The sequence below is a fragment of the Enterococcus sp. E4-223 genome, from assembly GCF_035727065.1.
Taxonomy (GTDB): domain Bacteria; phylum Bacillota; class Bacilli; order Lactobacillales; family Enterococcaceae; genus Enterococcus_B; species Enterococcus_B faecium.
Genome location: NZ_JAPMLH010000005.1, coordinates 182,791 through 206,030 on the forward strand (window position 1 = coordinate 182,791; position 23,240 = coordinate 206,030).

Genomic DNA, 23,240 nt, shown 5'->3' on the forward strand with positions numbered 1-23,240 from the left:
CCCTGATCCTGCAATAAATAAAAAAGCTCGGAACAAAGATCCTGAGACCTTCGTTCCGAGCGATTACGTCCGAATAAATGTTGCTTTACTTTAAAACTTAAGTGAATTAAGCTTTGATTTCTGTAACGACACCGGCACCAACTGTACGTCCGCCTTCACGGATTGAGAATTTAGTACCGTTTTCGATAGCGATTGGGTGGATTAATTCAACTTCCATTGTTACGTTGTCGCCAGGCATAACCATTTCAGTTCCTTCTGGTAATTCAACAACACCTGTTACGTCAGTTGTACGGAAGTAGAATTGTGGACGGTAGTTAGTGAAGAATGGAGTATGACGTCCACCTTCTTCTTTTGTCAACACGTATACTTCTGCAGAGAATTTTGTATGAGGTGTGATTGTACCTGGTTTAGCTAAAACTTGTCCACGTTGGATGTCTTCACGTGCAACACCACGTAGTAAAGCACCAATGTTGTCTCCAGCTTCAGCGTAGTCTAACAATTTACGGAACATTTCAACACCAGTAACTGTTGTTTTTGAAGTTTCTTCAGCAATACCAACAACTTCAACTTCGTCACCAACGCGAACTTGTCCACGTTCAACACGACCTGTAGCAACAGTACCACGTCCAGTAATTGAGAACACGTCTTCAACTGGCATCATGAATGGTTTGTCGTTGTCACGTTCTGGAGTTGGGATGTATTCGTCAACTGCAGCCATTAATTCAAGAATTTTTTCTTCGTATGAAGCGTCGCCTTCTAGAGCTTTCAAAGCTGATCCAGCAACTACAGGAACATCGTCACCAGGGAATTCGTATTCTGTTAATAGGTCACGAACTTCCATTTCAACTAATTCTAGTAATTCTTCGTCATCAACCATGTCTACTTTGTTCAAGAATACAACGATGTAAGGAACACCAACTTGACGAGACAATAGGATGTGTTCACGAGTTTGAGGCATTGGGCCGTCAGCAGCAGAAACTACCAAGATAGCTCCGTCCATTTGAGCAGCACCAGTGATCATGTTTTTAACGTAGTCCGCGTGTCCTGGGCAGTCAACGTGAGCGTAGTGGCGTGTATCTGTTTCATACTCAACGTGAGCTGTTGAGATTGTGATTCCGCGTTCGCGTTCTTCTGGAGCACCATCGATTTGATCGTAAGCCATAGCTTGGCCGCCGTTTTTCTTAGATAGTACAGTTGTGATTGCAGCTGTTAATGTAGTTTTACCATGGTCAACGTGTCCGATAGTACCAATGTTAACGTGTGGTTTAGAACGGTCAAATTTTTCTTTTGCCATTTTAAAATGTCCTCCTAAAAATACAATATATTTTTTATTTGTCTGATAGGTATATGATGTACACAAGGTACACCACATGCCCATATCATCGATAATTATTTTACACGAAACTATATTAAAAATATAGTCTCTTTGGATAATCTCTTTGCAGGACTATCCGGTTTTAAGAAATTATTCAGCTTTTCCGCCGTTTTTCTTAATGATTTCTTCTTGTACTGATTTTGGTACATCTTCGTAGTGGTCAAATGTCATTGTAAATGTACCACGACCTTGAGTAGCAGAACGAAGAGTTGTAGCATAACCAAACATTTCAGCAAGTGGAACCATCGCACGAACAACTTGTTGGCCGCCAGCGCGAGCTTCCATACCTTCAACACGTCCACGACGAGCAGTTACGTGACCCATAACATCACCTAAGTAATCTTCAGGGATAACAACTTCTACAGCCATGATTGGTTCAAGGATTACTGGATTAGCTTTCTTAGCTGCTGCACGTAATGCCATAGAAGCAGCAACACGGAAGGCAGTTTCATTTGAATCGACATCATGGTATGAACCATCGTAAAGTTTAGCTTTGATATCTACTAATGGATAGCCAGCTAAGACACCATTTTCCATAGCATCTTTCAAACCAGTTTCAACAGCTGGAATGTATTCACGAGGAACAACCCCACCGACGATCGCATTTTCAAATTCGAAACCAGCACCTTCTTCATTTGGTGTAAATTCAATCCATACGTGACCGTATTGACCTTTACCACCAGACTGACGTACAAACTTACCTTCGGCTTGAGTGCCAGCACGGAAAGTTTCACGGTAAGATACTTGAGGCGCACCTACGTTAGCTTCAACTTTGAATTCACGACGCATACGGTCAACGATGATATCTAAGTGAAGTTCACCCATACCAGCGATGATTGTTTCGCCTGTTTCCACGTTTGTTTCAGCACGGAAAGTAGGATCTTCTTCAGATAGTTTTTGTAAAGCCACACCCATTTTATCTTGGTCAGCTTTTGATTTAGGTTCAATAGCGACTTGGATAACTGGTTCTGGGAATTCCATGGATTCAAGAATAACTAGACTCTTTTCATCACATAGTGTGTCCCCAGTAGTTGTGTCTTTCAAACCAACAGCAGCAGCGATATCTCCAGCGTAAACTTCAGAGATTTCTGAACGAGAGTTGGCATGCATCTGTAGGATACGACCAACACGTTCACGTTTGCCTTTTGTTGCGTTTTGTACGTATGAACCTGATTGTAAAACACCAGAGTACACACGGAAGAAAGTTAAACGACCTACGAATGGGTCAGTCATAACTTTAAATGCTAAAGCTGAGAAAGGAGCGCTGTCGTCTGCAGGACGTTCTACTTCTTCATCAGTTTTAGGGTCAATCCCTTTGATAGCTGGGATATCTAACGGTGATGGCAAGTAATCAAGAACAGCGTCCAATAGTAATTGAACCCCTTTGTTTTTAAATGCTGAACCACATAGTACTGGGTAGAATTCTACGTTAACTGTTGCGCGGCGGATACCTTCTTTTAACTCAGCTTCAGTGATTTCTTCACCTTCTAAGTATTTCAAAGTAAGTTCTTCATCAGTTTCAGCTACAGCTTCAACCAATTTTTCGCGCCATTCTTCAGCTAATTCGCGGTATTCTTCAGGAATTTCTGTTTCTTCGATCTCTGTTCCAAGATCGTTTGTATACATTTCAGCCTTCATTGTTACAAGGTCGATAATTCCTGTGAAGTCGTCTTCCGCACCAATTGGTAATTGGATTGGGTGAGCGTTTGCTTGCAAACGGTCATGTAAAGTTGATACTGAATATAAGAAGTCAGCACCGATCTTGTCCATTTTGTTTGCAAATACGATACGAGGTACACCATAAGTTGTTGCTTGACGCCAAACTGTTTCAGTTTGAGGCTCAACACCTGATTGTGCATCAAGAACAGTTACAGCACCATCAAGTACACGCAATGAACGTTCAACTTCAACTGTGAAGTCTACGTGTCCTGGTGTGTCGATGATGTTGATTCGGTGACCCTTCCATTGTGCTGTAGTAGCAGCAGAAGTGATCGTAATACCACGTTCTTGTTCTTGTTCCATCCAGTCCATTTGTGAAGCTCCTTCATGAGTTTCACCAATTTTATGGATTTTACCAGTGTAGTACAAGATACGTTCAGTAGCAGTCGTTTTACCAGCATCGATGTGGGCCATGATACCGATATTACGAGTGTTTTGTAAAGAAAATTCTCTGGTCATTCTCCTTGTTTCTCCTCTCTTTACTATCTAGTTGCTAAAAATAAGGACACTATCTGAGGTCGACTTATAAAAGCCGACCAAACAGAGAGAATCTTACCAGCGATAGTGAGCAAACGCACGGTTGGCATCAGCCATTTTATGAGTGTCTTCACGTTTTTTAACAGAAGCACCTGTGTTGTTTGCAGCATCCATGATTTCTTTTGCTAAGCGTTCTTCCATTGTGTGTTCACCGCGCAAGCGAGCGTAGTTTACTACCCAACGAAGACCTAGAGTAACGCGACGTTCAGGGCGAACTTCAACTGGTACTTGGTAGTTTGAACCCCCAACACGACGTGCTTTAACTTCAAGAACAGGTTGAACGTTTTTCATTGCTTGTTCAAACACTTCTAATGGATCGTTACCTGTAGATTCTTTGATCAAGTCAAAGGCATTATAGATAATGTTAGCTGCAATCCCGCGTTTTCCGTCAACCATTACACGGTTGATCAAGCGAGTTACTAATTTTGAGTTATAAATAGGATCTGGTAAAACATCACGTTTTGCAACAGGACCTTTACGTGGCATCCGTAACTCCTCCTTCCGAAATATTGTTCATAGTAATTACTTCTATATAATAGAAGCAAGTTTCATTTGTTTAATAATTAAAATTAAGCTTTAGGTTTTTTAGTTCCGTATTTAGAACGGCTTTGTTTACGGTCGTTAACACCAGCAGTATCTAAAGCACCGCGAACGATATGGTAACGTACCCCTGGTAAGTCTTTTACACGACCACCGCGTAATAATACAACACTGTGTTCTTGTAAGTTATGACCAATCCCTGGGATATAAGCAGTAACTTCAATTAAGTTTGACAAACGAACACGTGCATATTTACGTAAAGCTGAGTTCGGTTTTTTAGGTGTCATTGTACCCACACGAGTTGCTACCCCACGTTTTTGAGGTGAGTTTACGTTAGTTTGAGTTTTCTTAAAGCTGTTATATCCTTTGTTCAAAGCAGGTGAATTAGATTTTTCCACCTTTGATTTACGAGGTTTACGTACTAATTGGTTAATTGTAGGCATTCCTTGTTTCCTCCTTCCCACGATTTGCGTCTAGTTCCACACATCCAGGTGGTTCTTTTTTTGCGATAAAAAATAAATGCAATGTCTGCATCCTTATCAAATATGCTTTGATAAACAGTCAGCACGTTTCTTCACAGAAACCTGTAGATAAAGCACCTTTGTTAGAATATCACGAATGAAAAAACATGTCAACAAGAGATGCAATTTTTTTTGAAAAAGCTTTATTGGAATAAAAAAGAATGGTATCTTTTTACCGTAAATCACGCTAAAATAGTGAGGAAAGCACGATGCTCAAACTAAAAAAAGGTGGACGCAAAGATGAATTTAAAACAATTAGCTGGCATTGAAGCCGCGAAATTCGTAAAGGACGGGATGATCGTAGGTCTCGGGACCGGTTCAACCGCCTATTATATGGTAGAAGAGATTGGTCGCCGTATGCGTGAAGAAGGTTTACGTATCACAGGAGTTACTACTTCAAATGCGACAAAAGAACAAGCGGAAAAATTAGGAATACCGTTAAAGAGTATTGATGAAGTCCCCGTAGTCGATTTGACAATAGACGGTGCTGATGAAATCAGTGCTGATTTTCAAGGGATCAAAGGCGGCGGCGCTGCTTTGCTTTTCGAGAAAATAGTCGCTACGTACTCAAAAGAAACGATTTGGATCGTTGATTCTTCTAAATTAGTCGATAAACTTGGGAAGTTCCCACTCCCAGTTGAAGTGATCCCTTATGGCTCCCAACAGCTACTTCATATTTTTGAAGAAAAAGGATTCCAACCTGTCTTGCGTACAGACGAAAACGGAGAAGTCCTAACCACAGATGGTGGTCATTACATCATTGATCTGCATCTAGAAGTCATCGAACAGCCAGAAAGCTTAGCTACCTATTTAGATGAACTTGTTGGGGTAGTAGAACATGGGCTTTTCCTAAACATGGTTTCTAAAGTAGTTGTCGGCTCAGAAAAAGGCGTTGAGATTCTTGACGCAATCCGTCGTAAATAAAGAAAAACTGCTTGATCATCCAATAAAAAAAGACAGCGGAAAATTTGCGAAAAAACTATCTTTTTGACGTACTTTATGCTACATTTTTACTGTTATATCCAGTTAGAAAATCACTGCTAGAAAGGAATCACCATGAAAATTATTGGTTATGCACGCACAACCATAAATGACGTTGATTTAACAACTCAGGTTGATCAATTATCTGACTTTGGTTGTCAAGAAATTTTCCATGAGACATATGAAGTGGAACAAAATGATTCTACTGCTGTTCATTTGGAGTCAGTGATCGCTGACATGCAACAAGGCGATGCACTAGTCATTTGCCAACTTCATCGATTAGGCAAATCTACGCGGCAATTAACAGAACTCACGCAATTATTCAAAGATCGCGGGCTACACTTGATTAGTCTTGATGAAGGAATCGATACGCGCGAAATGGGAAAAATCTATTTCCAATTAATGGAAAACCTAGCAAACATGGAGTGCGCATTGATCAAAGAACGTACATTAGTTGGATTAGATGAAGCTCGTAAAAAAGGAAAAATCGGCGGAAGACCAAAAATCGATGCAAAAACGATCAAAAAAATCCGACGTCTCTATTATGAAAAAAAAGAAACGATCCAATTTATTTCTTCAAAATGCGGTGTTTCAGTTGGAACATGTTATAAATATATCAATTTACCTGAAAAAGAAATCGAGCAATTATGCATCTAATACCTAAAAACGAACAGTTGCGTGGGCACTGTTCGTTTTTTTATATTCTCTACTTGTTTTCTCATAGAATCTTATCTAATTTTTCGATGGAAATCTCTTCCAAAAAATTGTACAATAAAACAGAACTGAAAATTTCAGAAATATAAACCTATCTTAAAAGGAGAGCTAAACATGCCAAAATTAGTTTTTTCTCGTCACGGTCTTAGTGAATGGAATGCATTGAACCAATTTACTGGTTGGGCTGATGTAAATCTAGCACCAGAAGGAATCGAAGAAGCAAAAGAAGGCGGACGCAAAATCAAAGAAGCTGGAATCGAATTTGATGTTGCTTACACTTCTGTTTTAACTCGTGCAATCAAAACATGTAACTTGATCTTAGAATATTCAGATCAACTTTGGGTACCACAAATCAAATCATGGCGCTTGAACGAACGTCACTATGGTAAATTACAAGGTTTGAACAAAAAAGAAACAGCTGAAAAATACGGCGACGAACAAGTACACATCTGGCGTCGTTCTTACGATACTCTTCCTCCATTAATGGAAGAAACTGACGAAGGTTCTGCAGCAAATGACCGTCGTTACGCAATGTTAGACAAACGCGATATTCCTGGTGGAGAAAACTTGAAAGTGACATTAGAACGCGCTTTGCCATTCTGGCAAGATGAAATTGCTCCAGCATTACTAGACAACAAAACTGTTTTAGTAGCTGCACATGGTAACTCATTACGCGCCCTAGCTAAACATATCGAAGGTATCTCTGACGAAGACATCATGGATCTTGAAATTCCAACAGGTCAACCACTTGTTTATGAATTAAATGATGACTTAACAGTTGCTAAAAAATACTACCTATAAAAAACACTATAAAAAAGGGACTGTGACACGATTTGTCACAGTCCCTTTTTTCGTATAAACGGTGTTCTCCTGCCAACTTCTCGGTCACAAGTCACAATATTCATCAAACATGAAAAGCTGTTTTTTGAAATTGTTCCTTGTGACTCAGAGTTAAACGGCAGATTCACAACCTCTTAGTAAACGGTGTTCAAAAGCTTACATTTGCAATAATAAGTCCAGCCAAGTCAAAAACATGAGGAGCTATTTTTGCTTGGATGTTCTTATTACTTAATGCAGGGCAGCTTTTTCATTTCCTTCTTATTCTGCTATCGCTGTTTCCAATCCTACTTCGATCATTTCATTGAACGTAGATTGACGTTCTGCAGCTGTTGTTTCTTCACCGGTGATCAAATGGTCGCTAACGGTCATCAAACTTAATGTCTGCACATGGTATTTCGCGCCTAAGTAATAAAGAGCCGCTGCTTCCATTTCCACTCCTAAAACGCCAAGTTCAGCTAATTGGAATGTCTCTGTCAAATCATCTTTGTAGAAAGAATCTTCCGAAAGAACATTTCCTACATGAACCGTATAGCCCTTTTCTTTAGCTATCTCATATGCTTTCAGTAATAGATTGAAATCACTGATTGGAGGAAAATGAAAGGCTTGGAAATTTTTTTCGATCATCGAAGAACTGGTCGCTGCACCTTGTGCTAGTACTAAATCACGAACATGGACGTCTTTTGACAATGCACCGCATGTACCTACTCGAATCAATTTCTTTACACCATACGACTGGATCAATTCATGGGCATAGATGGTGGCTGATGGCATTCCCATTCCTGTTCCTTGAACAGAAATACGTTCTCCTTTATATTTGCCGGTAAAGCCTAACATACCGCGTACCTGATTGTAACAAACTGGATCTTCCAAAAAAGTCTCCGCAATATATTTAGCTCGCAAAGGATCTCCCGGAAGTAAAATCTTATCGGCGATCTCGCCTTCTTTCGCTTCAATATGCACACTCATTTTATTGTTCCTCCTATTACAATAATGTCAATGTTTCTTTAACCAATGCTTTAAAAGATTGTTTGACTCTCTGAGTTGTTTCTACAACTTCTTCATGGCTCAGATTCGCTTGCATACCTGCTGCTAAGTTGGTAATACAAGAGATTCCTAACACTTTTAATCCGCTGTGAGCTGCTACGATGACTTCTGGAACAGTCGACATCCCTACTGCATCGGCTCCTATTGTCCGAGACATTCGGATCTCCGCAGGCGTTTCATAAGTTGGTCCAGAATAGCCCATATATACGCCTTCTTTAAGATCCAAACCTAGTTTTTCTGCTGCTGCTTTTGCTGTTGCTTGATAGTCAGGCGTATAAGCTTGACTCATATCTGGAAATCTAGGGCCCATTGCATCTTCATTCGGACCGATCAAAGGATTTTCACCAGTAAAATTGATATGATCGGTAATCAGCATCAAATCTCCTGGTACAAATGATTCGTTGACACCACCACATGCATTAGTCACAATGACTGAATGGGCCCCTAGCCCGGCCATCACACGTACTGGATAGGTCACTGTTTGCATGGAATGACCTTCATAGTAGTGGAATCTCCCTTGCATGGCTAACACTTTCTTGCCTGCCAGAGACCCATAAACTAGCTTTCCTGCATGCCCAACTACTGTCGAAACAGGAAAGAACGGGATCTCATCATAAGAAATCATTACAGCATCTTCGATTTCATCTGCTAATTCACCTAATCCTGAACCTAGAATCAAACCAAAATCAATTTCTTTTACTCCTTTATCAAGGATAAACTGGGTCGTTTCTTGTAACATCTCGCTTAACTTGGTCATTTGCTTTCTCCTATTTAAAAAGATTATTTTAATAATTTCAAGAAGCTTTCGCCATTTTCAGTCGAAGAAACACTAAAGTTCTCAGCAATCGTTGCTGAAATATCTGAATAATATCCTTGAGGCAATGCCCCTTGTTCTTTCATTTTTTTACTGTAAACCAATAACGGTACATATTCTCGCGTATGATCGGTACCAGTAAACGTCGGATCGTTTCCGTGATCGGCTGTAATCATTAGCAAGTCGTCTTCTTCCATCGCTTCAAGCAATTCTGGAATTCGTAAGTCAAATTCTTCAATCGCATGCGCATAGCCGACTACATCCCGACGATGACCGTATAATGCATCAAAATCTACTAAATTGGTAAAGCTGATTCCTGAAAAATCGTTTTTCATAACTTTCAGCAGCTGGTCAACGCCATCCATATTGCTTTTCGTGCGGACAGATTCAGTGATTCCTTGTCCGTTGAAAATATCGTTGATCTTTCCAACAGCAATCACGTCCTTTCCTGCTTCTTTCAAAGAATCAAGGACTGTGTGTCCGAATGGATTCAACGCATAATCATGGCGATTGCTTGTTCGTGTGAAGTCTCCTGGTTCACCCACGTACGGACGTGCAATGATTCGGCCAATCATATACGGATCATCTTTTGTTATATCACGAACGAATTGGCAAATCCGATATAATTCTTCTAAAGGAATGATTTCTTCATGTGCCGCGATCTGAAGGACAGGATCGGCAGAAGTATATACAATTAAATCGCCTGTTTTCATTTGGTGTTCACCGTAATCGTCAATAACAGCTGTTCCGCTATAAGGTTTGTTACATACGACTTTACGGCCAGAAAATTCTTCGATTTGTTTGATCAGATCATCAGGGAATCCGTTAGGAAACACACGAAATGGAGTTTTGATATTCAATCCCATGATTTCCCAGTGGCCTGTCATCGTATCTTTCCCTACAGAAACTTCTTCTAATTTCGTCGCATAGCCTTGATGATCTTTCACTGATTCCACACCTTCAAGAGGACGGATTGTTCCTAAACCAAGCTGCTCTAAATGTGGAACGTTCAATCCTGCTTCTTTCGCAATGTGTCCTAATGTATCAGAACCAACATCACCGAACTTATCGGCATCTGGTGCTTCTCCAATTCCTACTGAATCCATGACGATCAGATGTACGCGTTTAAACATGATTATTCCTTCTTTCTTTTTATTTTTATTGCCTTTAAAACAAAAAGGGCGAGACGAAAAACACTTCCCGTAACCCACCCTTTTTATTCGCTAAAAGATTATTTTGATTTGATATAGTTCTTCCCGTTTGCTTTTGGACCAGAAGCTTTCCCTAAGAAAACAACCAGCACAATGATTGTCAGCAAATATGGAGCAATTTGCAGCAATACTGGCGGAATCGAAGAAATAACTGGTAATTGTGCGCCAATGATACTCAAGCTTTGAGCAAAACCAAAGAACAATGAGGCACCCATTGCCCCTAAAGGATTCCACTTACCAAAGATCATAGCAGCCATGGAGATGAACCCTTGTCCAACGATCGTACCAGCTGAAAAGTTACCGGAAATCGACTGAGCAAAAACAGCACCGCCCATACCGCCTAACAAGCCAGAAATCAGTACGCCTGAATAACGCATAGCATATACATTGATACCTAATGTGTCGGCAGCTTGAGGATTTTCACCAACTGAACGGAGGCGTAAGCCGAATTTCGTCTTGAAGATGATCACCCAAGCTAGGACAGCAATCAAAATAGCACAATAAGCAGGTAAGAATGTATTTTTAAAGAAAATTGGTCCAATGACCGGAATATCTGCTAATCCTGGGAAAGAAAAATACCCCAGATTCTGCGTGATGTTATCAGTTTGACCTTTACCATACCATGCTTTGATCAAGAAAACACCTAAAGCAGGTGCCATCAGATTAATTACTGTCCCGCTGATGATATGGTCAGCACGCAAACTGACTGTTGCTACTGCGTGAATCAGAGAAAATAGGATACCTACGACGCCACCCACTAAAATAGCGATCCATGGTGTCATAGAACCAAGTGATGGACTCATCGTCAAGTTGAAAACGATGGAACTAAAAGCACCCATGACCATGATTCCCTCTAGCCCTACGTTTACGATCCCGCTTCGTTCAGAAAAAGTTCCGCCTAGTGACGTTAGAATTAGCGGTGTTGAATAAACCAGTGTAGAAGTAAGGATCAAGGCAATTAATTCGATAGTCGACATTATAGTTCGCCCCCTTCATGGTTTTGATTCGTTGGTTTCGATTCGATTATCGCAACGATCTCTTCTTGTTTTTTCCCTTGAAAGACTTTAGCCATGACGAAACGAATCAGGAAGTTGATCCCGACAAAGAAGATAATCAAAGCAATCGATACATTGACGATCTCAAACGGAACACCTGCTCCTGTCTGCATGCCAAGTCCACCGATCTTCAAAATACTGAACAAGATCGCTGATAAAAGAATACCGATTGCTGATCCAGAACCAAGCAAGGAGACAGCCATTCCGTCAAATCCAATAGATAGCGAAGTCGTTTGAACAAAGAAGTTTTGATACGTTCCTAATCCTTCAACCACACCGCCAAGCCCTGCCAAAGCGCCAGAAATGACCATCGACAAAACGATCGTACGTTTACTACTCATTCCTGCATACTCAGAAGCAAAAGGATTCAATCCAACAGAACGGATTTCAAATCCTAAAGTCGTTTTCTTCATCAGCAGCCAAACGAAAATAAGCGCGATGATTGCTAAAAATAATCCTGAGTTTACGCGAGAGCCGCCAAAAGCTTGTGTTAACCATGGTAACCGCAGTGAGGCATTTTGACTGATCATATTGGAAGAGTCCAAACTTGAGCGATAGCTTTCAGGCATCACTTCATGTAAAGCAAATGTGCTTACGTATAATAAGATATAGTTCATCATGATTGTTACGATCACTTCACTTGTTCCAAAAAATGCTCGAAGTAAACCTGGAACAGCCGCTGCCATCGCACCAGCTAAGGCACCTAAGATCACGCATAACGGAAGCAAAACAACTTTTGGCAGATCTGGAAACGCAAGTGCCACCCAGACACTGACGATCCACCCGCAAAGTGCTTGTCCAGAAAGCCCAATATTGAAAAACCCAGCTGAGTTAGCTACAGAAAAACCTAATGCTGTAAAAATCAACGGCGTTGCTTGCCTTAACGTTTCACCTATCCCTCTTTGCGAACCAAGGGCTGCATCTAGCATAGAAGAATAACCTTGGATGGGCTGAAAACCAAAAGCAGCCATCAATATCGCGCCTAAGATCAATCCTAAAACAACTGAAAGTACAGGCACTAATAAATTACGGAATTTCTCGCTGCGATCATTCATGTGCGCCAGCCCCCTTTTCTAACTCTTTTCGTGCTTCTTCTAAGGTATAGCCCGCCATCAATAGACCTAATTCATTTTCAGATGTTTCTTTCGGATCAACGATACCGACAATTTCTCCTTCATGGATAACAGCAATACGATCCGAAACATTTAAAATTTCTTCTAATTCGAAACTGATCAGTAACACTGCTTTGTATTTGTCCCTTTGTTCGATCAGACGTTTATGAATAAATTCGATCGCACCTACATCCAGTCCACGAGTTGGATTTGCAACAATCAACAGATCAGGATCTCGGTCGACTTCACGAGCGATAATTGCTTTTTGCTGATTTCCGCCTGATAAAGCTTTTGCGGGAACAAGTTCATTCGTTGTTCGAACATCATATTCTTCGATCAATTCTCTGGCATGTTCATTCATTACTGAATAATTCAGCATGCCGTTTTTACTGTAAGGTTTTTGATGATAGGTTTGTAGTGCGATATTTTCAGATAATGTCATATCTAGGACTAACCCGTATTTATGACGGTCTTCTGGCACGTGTCCTACACCATGTTCAGTGATTTTTCGGGGTTTTTTATTAGTGATGTCTTCCCCTTTTAGCTTGATATGTCCGCTTTCTGCCTTTCGCAAACCAGTCAAAGCTTGGATCAACTCCGACTGCCCGTTTCCATCGATTCCAGCGATACCAAGTACTTCGCCAGCACGAACCTCTAAGTTCAAGTTTTTCACGGCTTCTAATCCACGATTTTCTTTCACCACTAGATTTTCAATAGACAAAACGACTTCTTGAGGCTTCGCTTCTTTTTTCATCGTTTTGAATGAAACCGTTCTTCCAACCATCATATCGGCTAATTGTTGTGAGGTTACGTCTTTAACGTTGACTGTACCGATTCCTTTTCCACGGCGGATAACTGTACAGCGGTCAGCTACTGCTTTGATTTCATCTAACTTATGCGTAATCAAAATGATCGACTTGCCTTCTTTGACTAATTCCTTCATGATCACGATTAATTCATCAATTTCTTGAGGGGTCAATACAGCTGTCGGCTCATCAAAAATCAGTACATCTGCTCCTCGGTAAAGTGTTTTTAAAATTTCTACCCGTTGTTCCATCCCAACTGAAATATCACGAACGTAAGCATCTGGGTTGACTGACAATCCATACTGTTCAGAAACTTTTTGGATCTCTTTTCGTGCTTTTTTATGGTCAAGCATCCCTGCGCGACTAGGCTCGCTTCCCAACACGATGTTTTCTGTTACAGTAAAGGCATCAACAAGCATAAAGTGCTGATGGACCATCCCAATCCCTAATTGGTTGGCTTTGGTTGGACTTGTGATCTTTACTTCTTTCCCACGCATCAAAATTTTCCCTGATGTCGGCTCTAATAATCCGGAAAGCACGTTCATCAATGTAGATTTGCCAGCACCGTTTTCTCCAAGCAACGCATGAATTTCTCCTGCCTTTACTTGTAAATTGATGTTGTCATTTGCCTTGAATGTTCCAAATTCTTTGGTAATATTCTGCATTTCTATGACAATATTTTCTTGAACCACCTTTTTTTCACATCCTAACGATTTCTATCTAGGGCAACGATTGACTAAGATTCACGCTTAGTGAGCGTTCTTCTTTTGAAACAAACATTACTTCAGGGAGTTGTTCCCTTATCCAAACTGTCACAAGGCAGCTTGGATAAATGAACAATTCTTGTTCTAATCAAACCATAGCCTTGTCAAACATGTGTCTAACAAGGCTATAGAAATGGTTTTAGTTTTCTTCAGGAGTTTCTGGAACTTTTACGTCACCTGAAATGATTTTTTCTTTTGCTTCATCAACTGCTTTTTTCGCTTCGTCAGAAAGTTGTCCTTCTGTTAGACCAACACCGTCTTCTTTCAATCCATAAACAGTGTGTTCGCCGCCAGGGAATTTACCGTCCGCTGATTTTTGTGCCAAATCTTCTACTACTGTTCCAACTGCTTTCAGTGTAGATGTCAATGTGAAGTTTTTCTTTTCGCCGTTTAATGTGTATTCGCCTTCGTCTGATTGGTCGCGGTCAACACCGATAACCCATACTTTTTTGTCGCCTGATTCGTTCAATGATTTTGCTTCTTGGAATACACCGTTACCTGTACCGCCTGAAGCATGGAAGATGATATCTGCGTTTTGTGCATACATACCTTGAGCAATTGAACGTCCTTTATCTGGAGCAGAGAAGTCACCAGCATATTGATTCAATACTTTGATTTCTTTTCCTAATTCTTTCGCACCTGCATCAACACCGGCTTTGAATCCAGCATCAAAACGATCGATTACTTCACCTTTTACACCGCCGATAAAGCCGACTACGTTTGTTTCAGTCGTATAAGCTGCTGCAACACCTGCAAGATAAGAAGCTTCGTTGTCTTTGAAAGTTGCAGATACAACGTTATCTAATCCGTCAATCACATCATCGATGATAACGAAGTTCGTACCTGTATTGTTTGTTGCTTGTTCTTGGATCGCTGGTTTTAGTTTATAACCAATACCAAAAATCGTTTTGAATCCAGCATTCAATGCTTGGTCGATATTTGGGATATAATCTGATTCGTTTGAAGATTGGAAGTATTGGAAGCCATCATTGCCTCGTGAAAGACCTTGATCTTTCCCCCATTTTTGTAATCCTTCCCAAGCTGACTGGTTGAATGAACGGTCGTCTACACCACCTGTATCTGTGATCAATGCTGCAGTTGTTGTGTCTGATGAGCTTTTGCCACCGGATGAATCAGTAGAGCCGTTGTTGCCGCATGCACCTAAAAATAACCCTGCTGCTAGTGCGACAGCACCTAAACCAAATAATTTTGCTTTTTTCATTTCTGTAAAGCCTCCTAAAATAATTGTTTTATTTTTCAACAGTCAGCTGACTGAATGAACATGAGTTATAGATCTTTTTCAGTAAATGCATAAGGCAGTAGTTCTCGAACGGTCGTTGCCTTCGTCACACCATTGTCTCCCACTAGCGTAACCGGCATATCAGGAGCACAGAACTCTGCCATTACTTGCCGACATGCACCACATGGAGAAATAGGATCCGGGGTGTGCCCTGCTACGACTAAATGGGTAAACGATCTTTCTCCTTCTGATACGGCTTTGAAGAAAGCTGTGCGCTCGGCACAATTCGTTAATCCAAATGATGCATTCTCGATGTTGATACCTTGATAAATCTTGCCTGATTCCGTTACGAGACAAGCGCCTACCGGAAAATGGGAATAAGGAACATAGGCTTTATCTAACGCTTCAATAGCTGTGTTGATCCATTCTTGTTTGAGTTCTGCCATGAGCTTCTCCTTTGAAAAAATTAATAGCCTTCACCAGTTGAACCAGATACGATTGCTACTCCTGCGCTTGTTCCGATTCTTGTAGCACCAGCTTCGATCATTGCCATTGCTTCTTCTTCGTTATGGATACCGCCGGAAGCTTTGACACCCATTTCTGGTCCTACAGTTTCACGCATCAAACGGACATCCTCTACCTTTGCTCCGCCTGTTGAGAAACCAGTTGATGTTTTGACAAAATCAGCGCCTGCAGCTTTTGCTATTTCGCAAGCTCGGATGATTTCTTCTCTATCTAATAACGATGTTTCAATAATAACTTTGACAAGCGCACGATCTTTTGCTGCTTCAACAACTACTTCGATATCTTTTTGGACTTGTTGATCATCCTTTGATTTCAAAGCACCGATATTGATGACCATATCGACTTCATCTGCACCGTTATTGATGGCATCTGTTGTTTCAAATGCTTTTGTCTCGGGTGTGTTTGCTCCTAGAGGAAACCCGATTACTGTACATACGGCTACTGGCTCACCTTGTAATTGTTCTTTCGCTAGCGCAACCCATGCTGGATTGATGCAGACAGAATAAAAATGGTATTTTTTTGCTTCTTCGATAATTTGCATCACAGCTTCTTTAGATGCGTCTGCTTTCAAAATAGTATGGTCGATCATTCGGTTTAGTTCCATTTCTTTTCCCCTTTTCTTTAAAACGGTAAAGTCCGCTTTTTTCCTTTATTCTGTGATGATGTCATGAATCAACGTTGGCTTCATTGCCGATTCACCAATTTCAATATTTTTATATAATAATTCAATGACAGAAGTGATTTCTTCGTCGTTACTATAGATCGTCAATAGTGACTCACCTTTTGTCACAGTGTCACCAATTTTTTTATGCAGTTTCAATCCAACAGCGTGATCAATATCTTCTTCTTTGGTTTTACGCCCAGCACCTAGCATCATTGCAGCAATTCCTAATTCATTTGCCACGATTTTTGACACAACTCCGCTTTGTTTAGCAGGAAGCTCCATTGTGTAGCGTGCAGTCAAAATTCGTTCTGGATGTTCCACGATCGCTGGGTCTCCCCCTTGATTTTGGATCATTTCTTTGAATTTTGCTAACGCTTTACCAGATTCCAGAGCTTCTTGAAGCAACGTTCTTGCTTCATCGGTTGTCTTAGCTTTGCCAGCAAGAACAACCATTTGGCTTCCTAAGGCGTAGCACATTTCTACTAGATCTTCTGGACCATTTCCTTGTAATGTTTCGATTGCCTCGACAACTTCTAGACTATTTCCGATAGCTTCGCCAAGAGGTTCTGACATATCTGAGATAACCGCCACTGTTTCTCGGTTAGCCAGTTTCCCAATGCTCGTCATGGTCTTTGCCAGACGTCTTGCATCTTCGATGTTCTTCATGAAAGCACCGTCTCCAGTGGTCACATCCAAAACGATTGCATCTGCTCCTGCCGCGATTTTTTTACTCATAATCGAACTGGCAATCAGCGGAAGAGAATCAACGGTCGCTGTGACGTCACGCAAGGCATACAATTTTTTGTCCGCCGGTGCCAAGTTTCCTGATTGACCAATTACCGCTACTTTACTTTCATTAACAATGCGTACAAATTCTTCATCCGAAAGCTCGATCTGAAATCCGGGAATTGCTTCTAGCTTGTCTAGTGTACCACCTGTGTAACCTAGACCGCGTCCAGACATTTTAGCCACTGTCACTCCAACACTAGCTACTAGGGGGGCTAAAATCAATGTGGTCGTGTCACCAACGCCACCTGTCGAATGCTTATCTACCTTTATTCCTTCAAGAGAACTCAAATCGATGACATCACCAGAATTAGCAATCGCCAATGTTAAGTTCGTGATTTCTTCATTTGTCATGTCTTGATAAAAAATTGCCATCAATAAGGCACTGACTTGATAATCTGGAATCTTTCCATTCGTATAGTTCGTGACGATGTACTCGATTTCCTCTTTCGACAGCTCGTTTCCATCCCTCTTTTTTTCAATCAGATCCACCATTCGCATTGCCTGATCCTCCTTGTCTTCATTCGGTATTATACATTATTTTTAGGAAAGGTAAACCACTTTAGTAAACTGGTTTACTAAAAATAAAAAAAGCACTAACTCGCCTTTGTAAATGCTTACATAAGCAATATACCGCCGAGTTAGCCCTTTGTCAATACTTTTACGCTCTCACGAATAATTAATTTTGTTTCGAACACTTTGTTCGGAACTTTTCTTTGAGGAAATTCGATCGTATCGATCAGGAAACGTGCAGCATAAAATCCAATATCAAAACTTGGCTGCTGCACTGTCGTCAATTGCGGAATCATGTATTCTGACAGCTTTAATCCATCGAATCCTATGACTGAGATATCTTCTGGGATTTTTTTGCCCAATTCATCGATCGCCTGATAGCATCCGATCGCCATGGCATCATTCCCGCAAAAAATAGCCGTGATATCTTTATGTTTGAGTAATTTTTTTGATGCAGTATATCCACCTTGAACAGTCAACTCTCCATGTTCAACAAATTTCCCATTAAAAGGCAGGCCATGATCTTTCAGCGCATGACGATATCCGTTGAAACGTTCTTCTAATTGATAGTATCCAGTGGTTTCCTTCAGCATGCCGATCTTCGTATGGCCACTTTCAATAAACAGCGAAACAGCTTGATAGGCGCCCTCATATTCCTTTACGATAAGCCGTCCATTATCCCGACGATTCAATCCGCGATCGATTAAAATGATTGGCATTTTTTGATAAAATCCGCTGTCTAATGCGTATTTCTCAGGTAAAATATTTGGTGTGGCCAGCAAGATTCCGTCCACTGAGCGGTGGGAAAGCTCTTGTAAATACTTGATCTCATTTTCTTGGCTATGACGAGAATTGCATAACATGATCACATAGCCCAAAGGATTCAAATAGCTCTCTACACCTTCGATCAGTTTGGAGAAGAAGAAATCAGTGACATCAGGGACGATCATTCCGATGGTCTTTGAATGTCGATTGATCACATTTGAAGCGAAATAATCGGGCTTATAATGATGTTCATTCACGATCGACAACACTTTTTTCCTTGTCTTATCACTAAATCTGCTTCCTTTGTTATTCAAAATCTGTGAGACAGTTGTTACTGATACGCCTGCCATTTCTGCGATATCTCTGATGGTCAGCTTCATCCTATTGGCTCCCTTCTATCTAAATTCCCTATCAGTGTACCAAAACCCCCAAGAAAAGAATAGAGAAAAAAGGAAAGTATGTTTTTTGATAAAAATCTCCTTTATCTACCGACTTGGCAGCCTTCTATACAAGTTCTGTATCTTATTTATTTTATCGTAAAAAACAACGACTCTGTTCCTACTATTTCTTTTTGAAGAAAAAATAGTTCTTTGTTTTTAAAAACTTCTCAACAAAAAAAGAACTGATACGTACCATATATGTAATATGTACGCCCAGTTCCACTCTTTCGTCGCTCCACTATTTTTCAGCTAGTTATTCTTTCACACTTTTGATGATATAATATCCTTTATCTTTTGTGACGATTTCTGCATTGCCAAATGTTTCTTCCATTTTCTTTTGCGCACTCGGCGCTCCTTGTTTCTTCTGGATCACAATTGTCAGTGTACCGCCCTTCTTCAACCGATGATATGCGCCTGTCAAAATTTCATGTACAACTTTTTTTCCAGCACGGATCGGCGGATTGCTTACGATAGCTGCATAGGTTTCTTCATGAACTGCTTCATAGATATTCGATTGATGGATATCAACATGTTCGATTTGGTTACGCTTTGCGTTTCCTTGCGCTAGACTTACCGCTCGTTCATTAATGTCGACCATTTCAACAAACCGCTGTGTCGCAAATGCCAAAGCTAACCCAATCGGTCCATATCCGCATCCCACATCTAAGATCTTTCCTTCATCAGGTAACTCTTCCCAATCGAAAGCATCAATCAGGACACGTGAACCATAATCCACTGTTTCACGTGAAAATACACCAGAATCTGTTACAAATTGAAAGGTTCTGCCTTTTAACTCAAAAGCCCATTGTTCAAAATCGTGCGCCGTATCTGGGCGTTCAGAATAGTAATGATTTGTCATGTCTTCCATCCTTCTCATTTCTTTCATGACAACAGTCTATCCTTTTATGTATCCGTGCGCAAGTCAAGAATAAGACTACGTTTCTTTCTATTATAAAGATTATACAAAAAGATCGGCAATCTCTCTTAAGTGGTGGGGTTTGCGTTTATTTTGTGTTAAAATAGTTCCATTGATGGGAGAACGCAGGAGGCTAATATGAATGATCCAATGAACTACTACCGTGTGGCAAGAGAAGAATGGCGAGAATTTTATCGTAATGGGCAAGCACCTTTGACACAAGATGAACTAGATAATATCAAAAGTTTGAATGACCGCATTTCCATGCAGGATGTTCGAGATATCTATGTACCTCTTGCTCATCTGATTTATCTTTATATGAAAGAATTTGAATCTTTGTTCTTGAGTAAAGGTTTATTTCTTCATAAATACGTAGAAGTACCGCCTTTTATTATCGGGATCGCCGGAAGTGTAGCCGTTGGAAAAAGTACAACAGCCAGACTGCTGCAGACGATTTTGTCTCGTACCTTCAAACGAAGAAACGTTCAGCTGATCACGACTGACGGATTTCTTTATCCAAATCGTATATTAAAAGAGCGTGGAATCATGGACCGTAAAGGATTTCCTGAAAGTTATGATATGGAGATGCTGATCGATTTCTTGAACCGTGTAAAATCTGGTCAGGAAGAGATAAAAGTACCTGTTTACTCACATGATGTGTATGATATCATTCCAGACAAGTACGAATTGATCCAGCAACCTGATATCTTGATCGTTGAGGGGATCAATACGCTTCAATTACCTGCGAATCAGCAAATCTACGTCAGCGACTTTTTTGATTTTTCTGTCTATGTCGATGCTGATCCCGTGCTGATCGAAAAATGGTATTTGGATCGTTTTGGCGCGTTACTGGATACGGCTTTCCAAAATCCAGAGAATTATTATTATCGTTTTGCTATCGGAGATCGTGAAGAAGCCTTTAAAATGGCAAAAGATGTATGGAAAAATGTGAATTTGAAAAATTTACAGGAATATATCTTGCCTACACGAGGAAGAGCCGATATAATTCTCCATAAAACTGAAAATCATATTATCGATTCGATTTTCATGCGAAAATATTAGCATTTTAAAATAGTTTGACTATTTTGAGATAAAATTTAAAGGGATAGGGGTAATAAATTTGACAAACGTTGCCGATATGACGAACGTTGAAAAGATTATCGTATTAGACTACGGTAGTCAGTATAACCAATTGATCACAAGACGTATTCGTGATCTTGGAGTCTTTTCCGAATTATTGAGCCACCGCATTACTGCAGAAGAAGTAAAAGCGATGAATCCAAAGGGAATCATTCTTTCTGGCGGACCAAACAGTGTATATGATGAGAATGCATTTGGGATCGATCCTGAGATCTTCAATTTAGGTATTCCTGTATTAGGGATTTGCTATGGTATGCAATTGATCACGTACAAACTTGGCGGTTCCGTAGAGCCTGCTAAAAACCGCGAATATGGGAAAGCCTTGTTAGAAGTAACAAGCGATCAAGCTGTCTTGTTTAAAGAAACACCAAAACAACAAACAGTATGGATGAGCCATGGCGACTTGGTAACTAAAGTTCCTGAAGGCTTTGAAACAGTCGGAACAAGCAAAGATTGTCCGATTGCTTCTATCCAAGACACAACACGTAATTTTTATGGTATCCAATTCCATGCAGAAGTACGTCATTCCGAATACGGAATCGAATTGCTGCGCCACTTTGCCTTTGATGTTTGTCACTGTGAAGGTAACTGGACAATGGATAACTTTATCGATATGCAAGTAGAAAAAATCCGTGAACAAGTTGGTGACAAAAAAGTCTTGCTTGGTCTTTCAGGCGGCGTTGATTCTAGTGTCGTTGGGGTTCTTTTACAAAAAGCGATTGGTGACCAATTGACATCTATCTTCGTTGACCATGGTCTGCTACGCAAAGGCGAAGCGGAACAAGTAATGGAAAGTCTAGGCGGAAAATTCGGCTTGAACATCATCAAAGTCGATGCAAGAGATCGCTTCTTAGACAAGTTGAAAGGTGTATCTGACCCAGAACAAAAACGTAAAATCATTGGGAATGAATTCGTATATGTTTTTGATGACGAAGCAACAAAACTTGCTGGTGAAGAAGGCGTCTCTTTCTTAGCACAAGGAACGTTGTATACTGACGTTATCGAATCTGGTACAGAAACAGCACAAACGATCAAATCTCACCATAATGTAGGCGGACTGCCAGAAGATATGCAATTTGAATTGATCGAACCATTAAACACATTATTCAAAGACGAAGTCCGTGAATTAGGGACTCAGTTAGGCATGCCTGATTCAATCGTTTGGCGTCAGCCATTCCCTGGTCCTGGTCTTGGTATTCGTGTTCTTGGCGAAATCACTGAAGACAAGCTAGAAATCGTACGCGAATCTGATGCTATCTTGCGTGAAGAAATCGCAGCTGCTGGACTTGACCGTGATATCTGGCAATATTTCACTGTTCTTCCAGGGATCCGCTCTGTCGGTGTTATGGGTGACGGACGTACTTACGACTACACAGTCGGTATCCGTGCTGTAACTTCAATCGACGGAATGACCGCTGACTTTGCCCGTATCCCATGGGAAGTCTTGCAAAAAATCTCTGTACGTATCGTAAACGAAGTAGCCCACGTCAACCGTATCGTGTATGACATCACTTCTAAACCACCAGCAACAGTGGAGTGGGAATAATAAAAGAAACCGTGAATCCTTTGATACTAAAGGGGTTCGCGGTTCTTTTTTTATTTTTGTAACCAACCTTCTATCGTGACAGAATGGAACTAAAAATGTTTCAAAAACGAACAAAGGTGTTAAAAGGTAAAGTGATCAATACTACTGGTCAAAATAAGAGGTTGAAAGGGAATTGAAAAATAACTACAGATAATACTTTTATAAACGTACGTGCTTTGTGGTTCTGTAGTTAACTATATAACTGGAATTAGGGAATGGTATCAAATTGAAAAGAAAGATTCTACCAATTTATCATATGTTAAAAATGGAAAATCAACAGCAGTTCTTTCGGAAACCTTACACAAAAACCGATTATTGAAAATAGCCGAAAAACGTTTTTCGGCTATTTTTTTAATTAAGTTTCCTTCTTCTTACCTTTTCCCACTATTCCGTTTCACATCTTTGATGATCTTCAGCGCACGTTTTCGTGTTTTGATATTTGGACTTTTCAAGCGGCGGTATGCACTTGAGATATCTGTTTTTTCCATATGGACGACCCACTTTCTTCTTTGATTGTAGTCATGCTAAAAAACACAAATCGAAACAATTACGATTTGTGTTTTAAATGGTATCAAAAGTTAAAAAGAAAGTCAACTTGTTAAAACAGTCGATCAGACTAGCTGATTGACTCCT

General features: G+C 40.4%; 22 protein-coding genes. 5 read left to right on the top strand and 17 right to left on the bottom strand.

The window, feature by feature from the left end; translation table 11 throughout:
* Positions 1-106 precede the first annotated feature (106 nt).
* The 4 genes from tuf to rpsL all read right to left on the bottom strand — a co-directional run bounded on the left by tuf (position 107) and on the right by rpsL (position 4,614).
* Positions 107-1,294 (bottom strand): elongation factor Tu, encoded by a 1,188-nt coding sequence (gene tuf / locus OS139_RS08730; RefSeq protein WP_002290442.1) that lies wholly within the window; start codon positions 1,292-1,294, stop codon positions 107-109.
* A gap of 171 nt (positions 1,295-1,465) precedes the next feature.
* On the bottom strand, positions 1,466-3,553 hold the full coding sequence (gene fusA, locus OS139_RS08735) for an elongation factor G (protein ID WP_002294317.1): 2,088 nt from the start codon (positions 3,551-3,553) through the stop codon (positions 1,466-1,468).
* A gap of 93 nt (positions 3,554-3,646) precedes the next feature.
* The gene (rpsG, locus tag OS139_RS08740; protein WP_002290440.1) at positions 3,647-4,117 is read right to left on the bottom strand and encodes a 30S ribosomal protein S7; all 471 of its coding nucleotides are present in this window, start codon (positions 4,115-4,117) and stop codon (positions 3,647-3,649) included.
* A gap of 83 nt (positions 4,118-4,200) precedes the next feature.
* On the bottom strand, positions 4,201-4,614 hold the full coding sequence (gene rpsL, locus OS139_RS08745) for a 30S ribosomal protein S12 (RefSeq protein WP_002294318.1): 414 nt from the start codon (positions 4,612-4,614) through the stop codon (positions 4,201-4,203).
* Between the two features lie 318 nt (positions 4,615-4,932).
* On the opposite strand from rpsL, the gene rpiA reads away from it, so the two are divergent.
* From rpiA to gpmA, 3 genes are all read left to right on the top strand, one after another.
* Positions 4,933-5,616, top strand: coding sequence for a ribose-5-phosphate isomerase RpiA (gene rpiA / locus OS139_RS08750; protein ID WP_002294319.1), 684 nt, complete (start codon positions 4,933-4,935; stop codon positions 5,614-5,616).
* Positions 5,617-5,748: 132 nt separating this feature from the next.
* Positions 5,749-6,330 (top strand): recombinase family protein, encoded by a 582-nt coding sequence (locus tag OS139_RS08755; protein WP_002294320.1) that lies wholly within the window; start codon positions 5,749-5,751, stop codon positions 6,328-6,330.
* A gap of 171 nt (positions 6,331-6,501) precedes the next feature.
* On the top strand, positions 6,502-7,188 hold the full coding sequence (gene gpmA, locus OS139_RS08760) for a 2,3-diphosphoglycerate-dependent phosphoglycerate mutase (protein ID WP_002294321.1): 687 nt from the start codon (positions 6,502-6,504) through the stop codon (positions 7,186-7,188).
* A gap of 297 nt (positions 7,189-7,485) precedes the next feature.
* On the opposite strand, the gene deoD is transcribed toward gpmA, so the two are convergent.
* The 12 genes from deoD to OS139_RS08820 form a co-directional block, all read right to left on the bottom strand.
* The gene (gene deoD, locus OS139_RS08765; RefSeq protein ID WP_002289197.1) at positions 7,486-8,193 is read right to left on the bottom strand and encodes a purine-nucleoside phosphorylase; all 708 of its coding nucleotides are present in this window, start codon (positions 8,191-8,193) and stop codon (positions 7,486-7,488) included.
* 16 nt (positions 8,194-8,209) lie between these two features.
* The gene (locus OS139_RS08770; protein ID WP_002289198.1) at positions 8,210-9,028 is read right to left on the bottom strand and encodes a purine-nucleoside phosphorylase; all 819 of its coding nucleotides are present in this window, start codon (positions 9,026-9,028) and stop codon (positions 8,210-8,212) included.
* 23 nt (positions 9,029-9,051) lie between these two features.
* Complete coding sequence (gene deoB, locus OS139_RS08775) at positions 9,052-10,218, bottom strand: phosphopentomutase (RefSeq protein WP_002289199.1); 1,167 nt, start codon at positions 10,216-10,218, stop codon at positions 9,052-9,054.
* Positions 10,219-10,316: 98 nt separating this feature from the next.
* On the bottom strand, positions 10,317-11,273 hold the full coding sequence (locus tag OS139_RS08780; protein WP_002289200.1) for an ABC transporter permease: 957 nt from the start codon (positions 11,271-11,273) through the stop codon (positions 10,317-10,319).
* Positions 11,273-12,406: an ABC transporter permease gene (locus tag OS139_RS08785; RefSeq protein WP_002332023.1), complete on the bottom strand. Its 1,134-nt coding sequence runs from the start codon at positions 12,404-12,406 to the stop codon at positions 11,273-11,275. Before OS139_RS08785 ends, OS139_RS08780 begins: the two co-directional genes overlap by 1 nt.
* Positions 12,399-13,961: an ABC transporter ATP-binding protein gene (locus tag OS139_RS08790; RefSeq protein WP_002289202.1), complete on the bottom strand. Its 1,563-nt coding sequence runs from the start codon at positions 13,959-13,961 to the stop codon at positions 12,399-12,401. Before OS139_RS08790 ends, OS139_RS08785 begins: the two co-directional genes overlap by 8 nt.
* Positions 13,962-14,172: 211 nt before the next feature.
* Positions 14,173-15,255, bottom strand: a complete 1,083-nt coding sequence (locus OS139_RS08795) for a BMP family lipoprotein (RefSeq protein WP_002332024.1) — start codon at positions 15,253-15,255, stop codon at positions 14,173-14,175.
* A 65-nt stretch (positions 15,256-15,320) separates the two neighbouring features.
* On the bottom strand, positions 15,321-15,719 hold the full coding sequence (locus tag OS139_RS08800; RefSeq protein WP_002291109.1) for a cytidine deaminase: 399 nt from the start codon (positions 15,717-15,719) through the stop codon (positions 15,321-15,323).
* 20 nt (positions 15,720-15,739) lie between these two features.
* The gene (gene deoC, locus OS139_RS08805) at positions 15,740-16,402 is read right to left on the bottom strand and encodes a deoxyribose-phosphate aldolase (protein ID WP_002332025.1); all 663 of its coding nucleotides are present in this window, start codon (positions 16,400-16,402) and stop codon (positions 15,740-15,742) included.
* A gap of 45 nt (positions 16,403-16,447) precedes the next feature.
* Positions 16,448-17,749, bottom strand: coding sequence for a pyrimidine-nucleoside phosphorylase (locus OS139_RS08810; protein ID WP_002289207.1), 1,302 nt, complete (start codon positions 17,747-17,749; stop codon positions 16,448-16,450).
* Positions 17,750-17,889: 140 nt separating this feature from the next.
* Entirely contained in the window at positions 17,890-18,906 is a 1,017-nt protein-coding gene (locus OS139_RS08815; protein ID WP_002291103.1) for a LacI family DNA-binding transcriptional regulator, read from the bottom strand.
* 313 nt (positions 18,907-19,219) lie between these two features.
* Positions 19,220-19,825, bottom strand: a complete 606-nt coding sequence (locus OS139_RS08820) for a class I SAM-dependent methyltransferase (RefSeq protein ID WP_002325169.1) — start codon at positions 19,823-19,825, stop codon at positions 19,220-19,222.
* 195 nt (positions 19,826-20,020) lie between these two features.
* Here OS139_RS08820 and coaA point away from each other — a divergent pair, with 195 nt between their 5' ends.
* Together coaA and guaA are read left to right on the top strand one after the other, a co-directional pair.
* A complete protein-coding gene (gene coaA, locus OS139_RS08825) occupies positions 20,021-20,944 on the top strand; it encodes a type I pantothenate kinase (RefSeq protein ID WP_002288627.1) in 924 nt (307 codons plus the stop codon).
* 58 nt (positions 20,945-21,002) lie between these two features.
* Positions 21,003-22,568 carry a glutamine-hydrolyzing GMP synthase gene (gene guaA, locus OS139_RS08830; protein ID WP_002298578.1) on the top strand — a complete coding sequence of 522 codons (1,566 nt, stop codon included), beginning with the start codon at positions 21,003-21,005 and terminating at the stop codon, positions 22,566-22,568.
* A gap of 410 nt (positions 22,569-22,978) precedes the next feature.
* Here guaA and OS139_RS08835 read toward each other — a convergent pair whose 3' ends face one another.
* Positions 22,979-23,095: a putative metal homeostasis protein gene (locus tag OS139_RS08835; RefSeq protein WP_002288644.1), complete on the bottom strand. Its 117-nt coding sequence runs from the start codon at positions 23,093-23,095 to the stop codon at positions 22,979-22,981.
* Positions 23,096-23,240 lie beyond the last annotated feature (145 nt).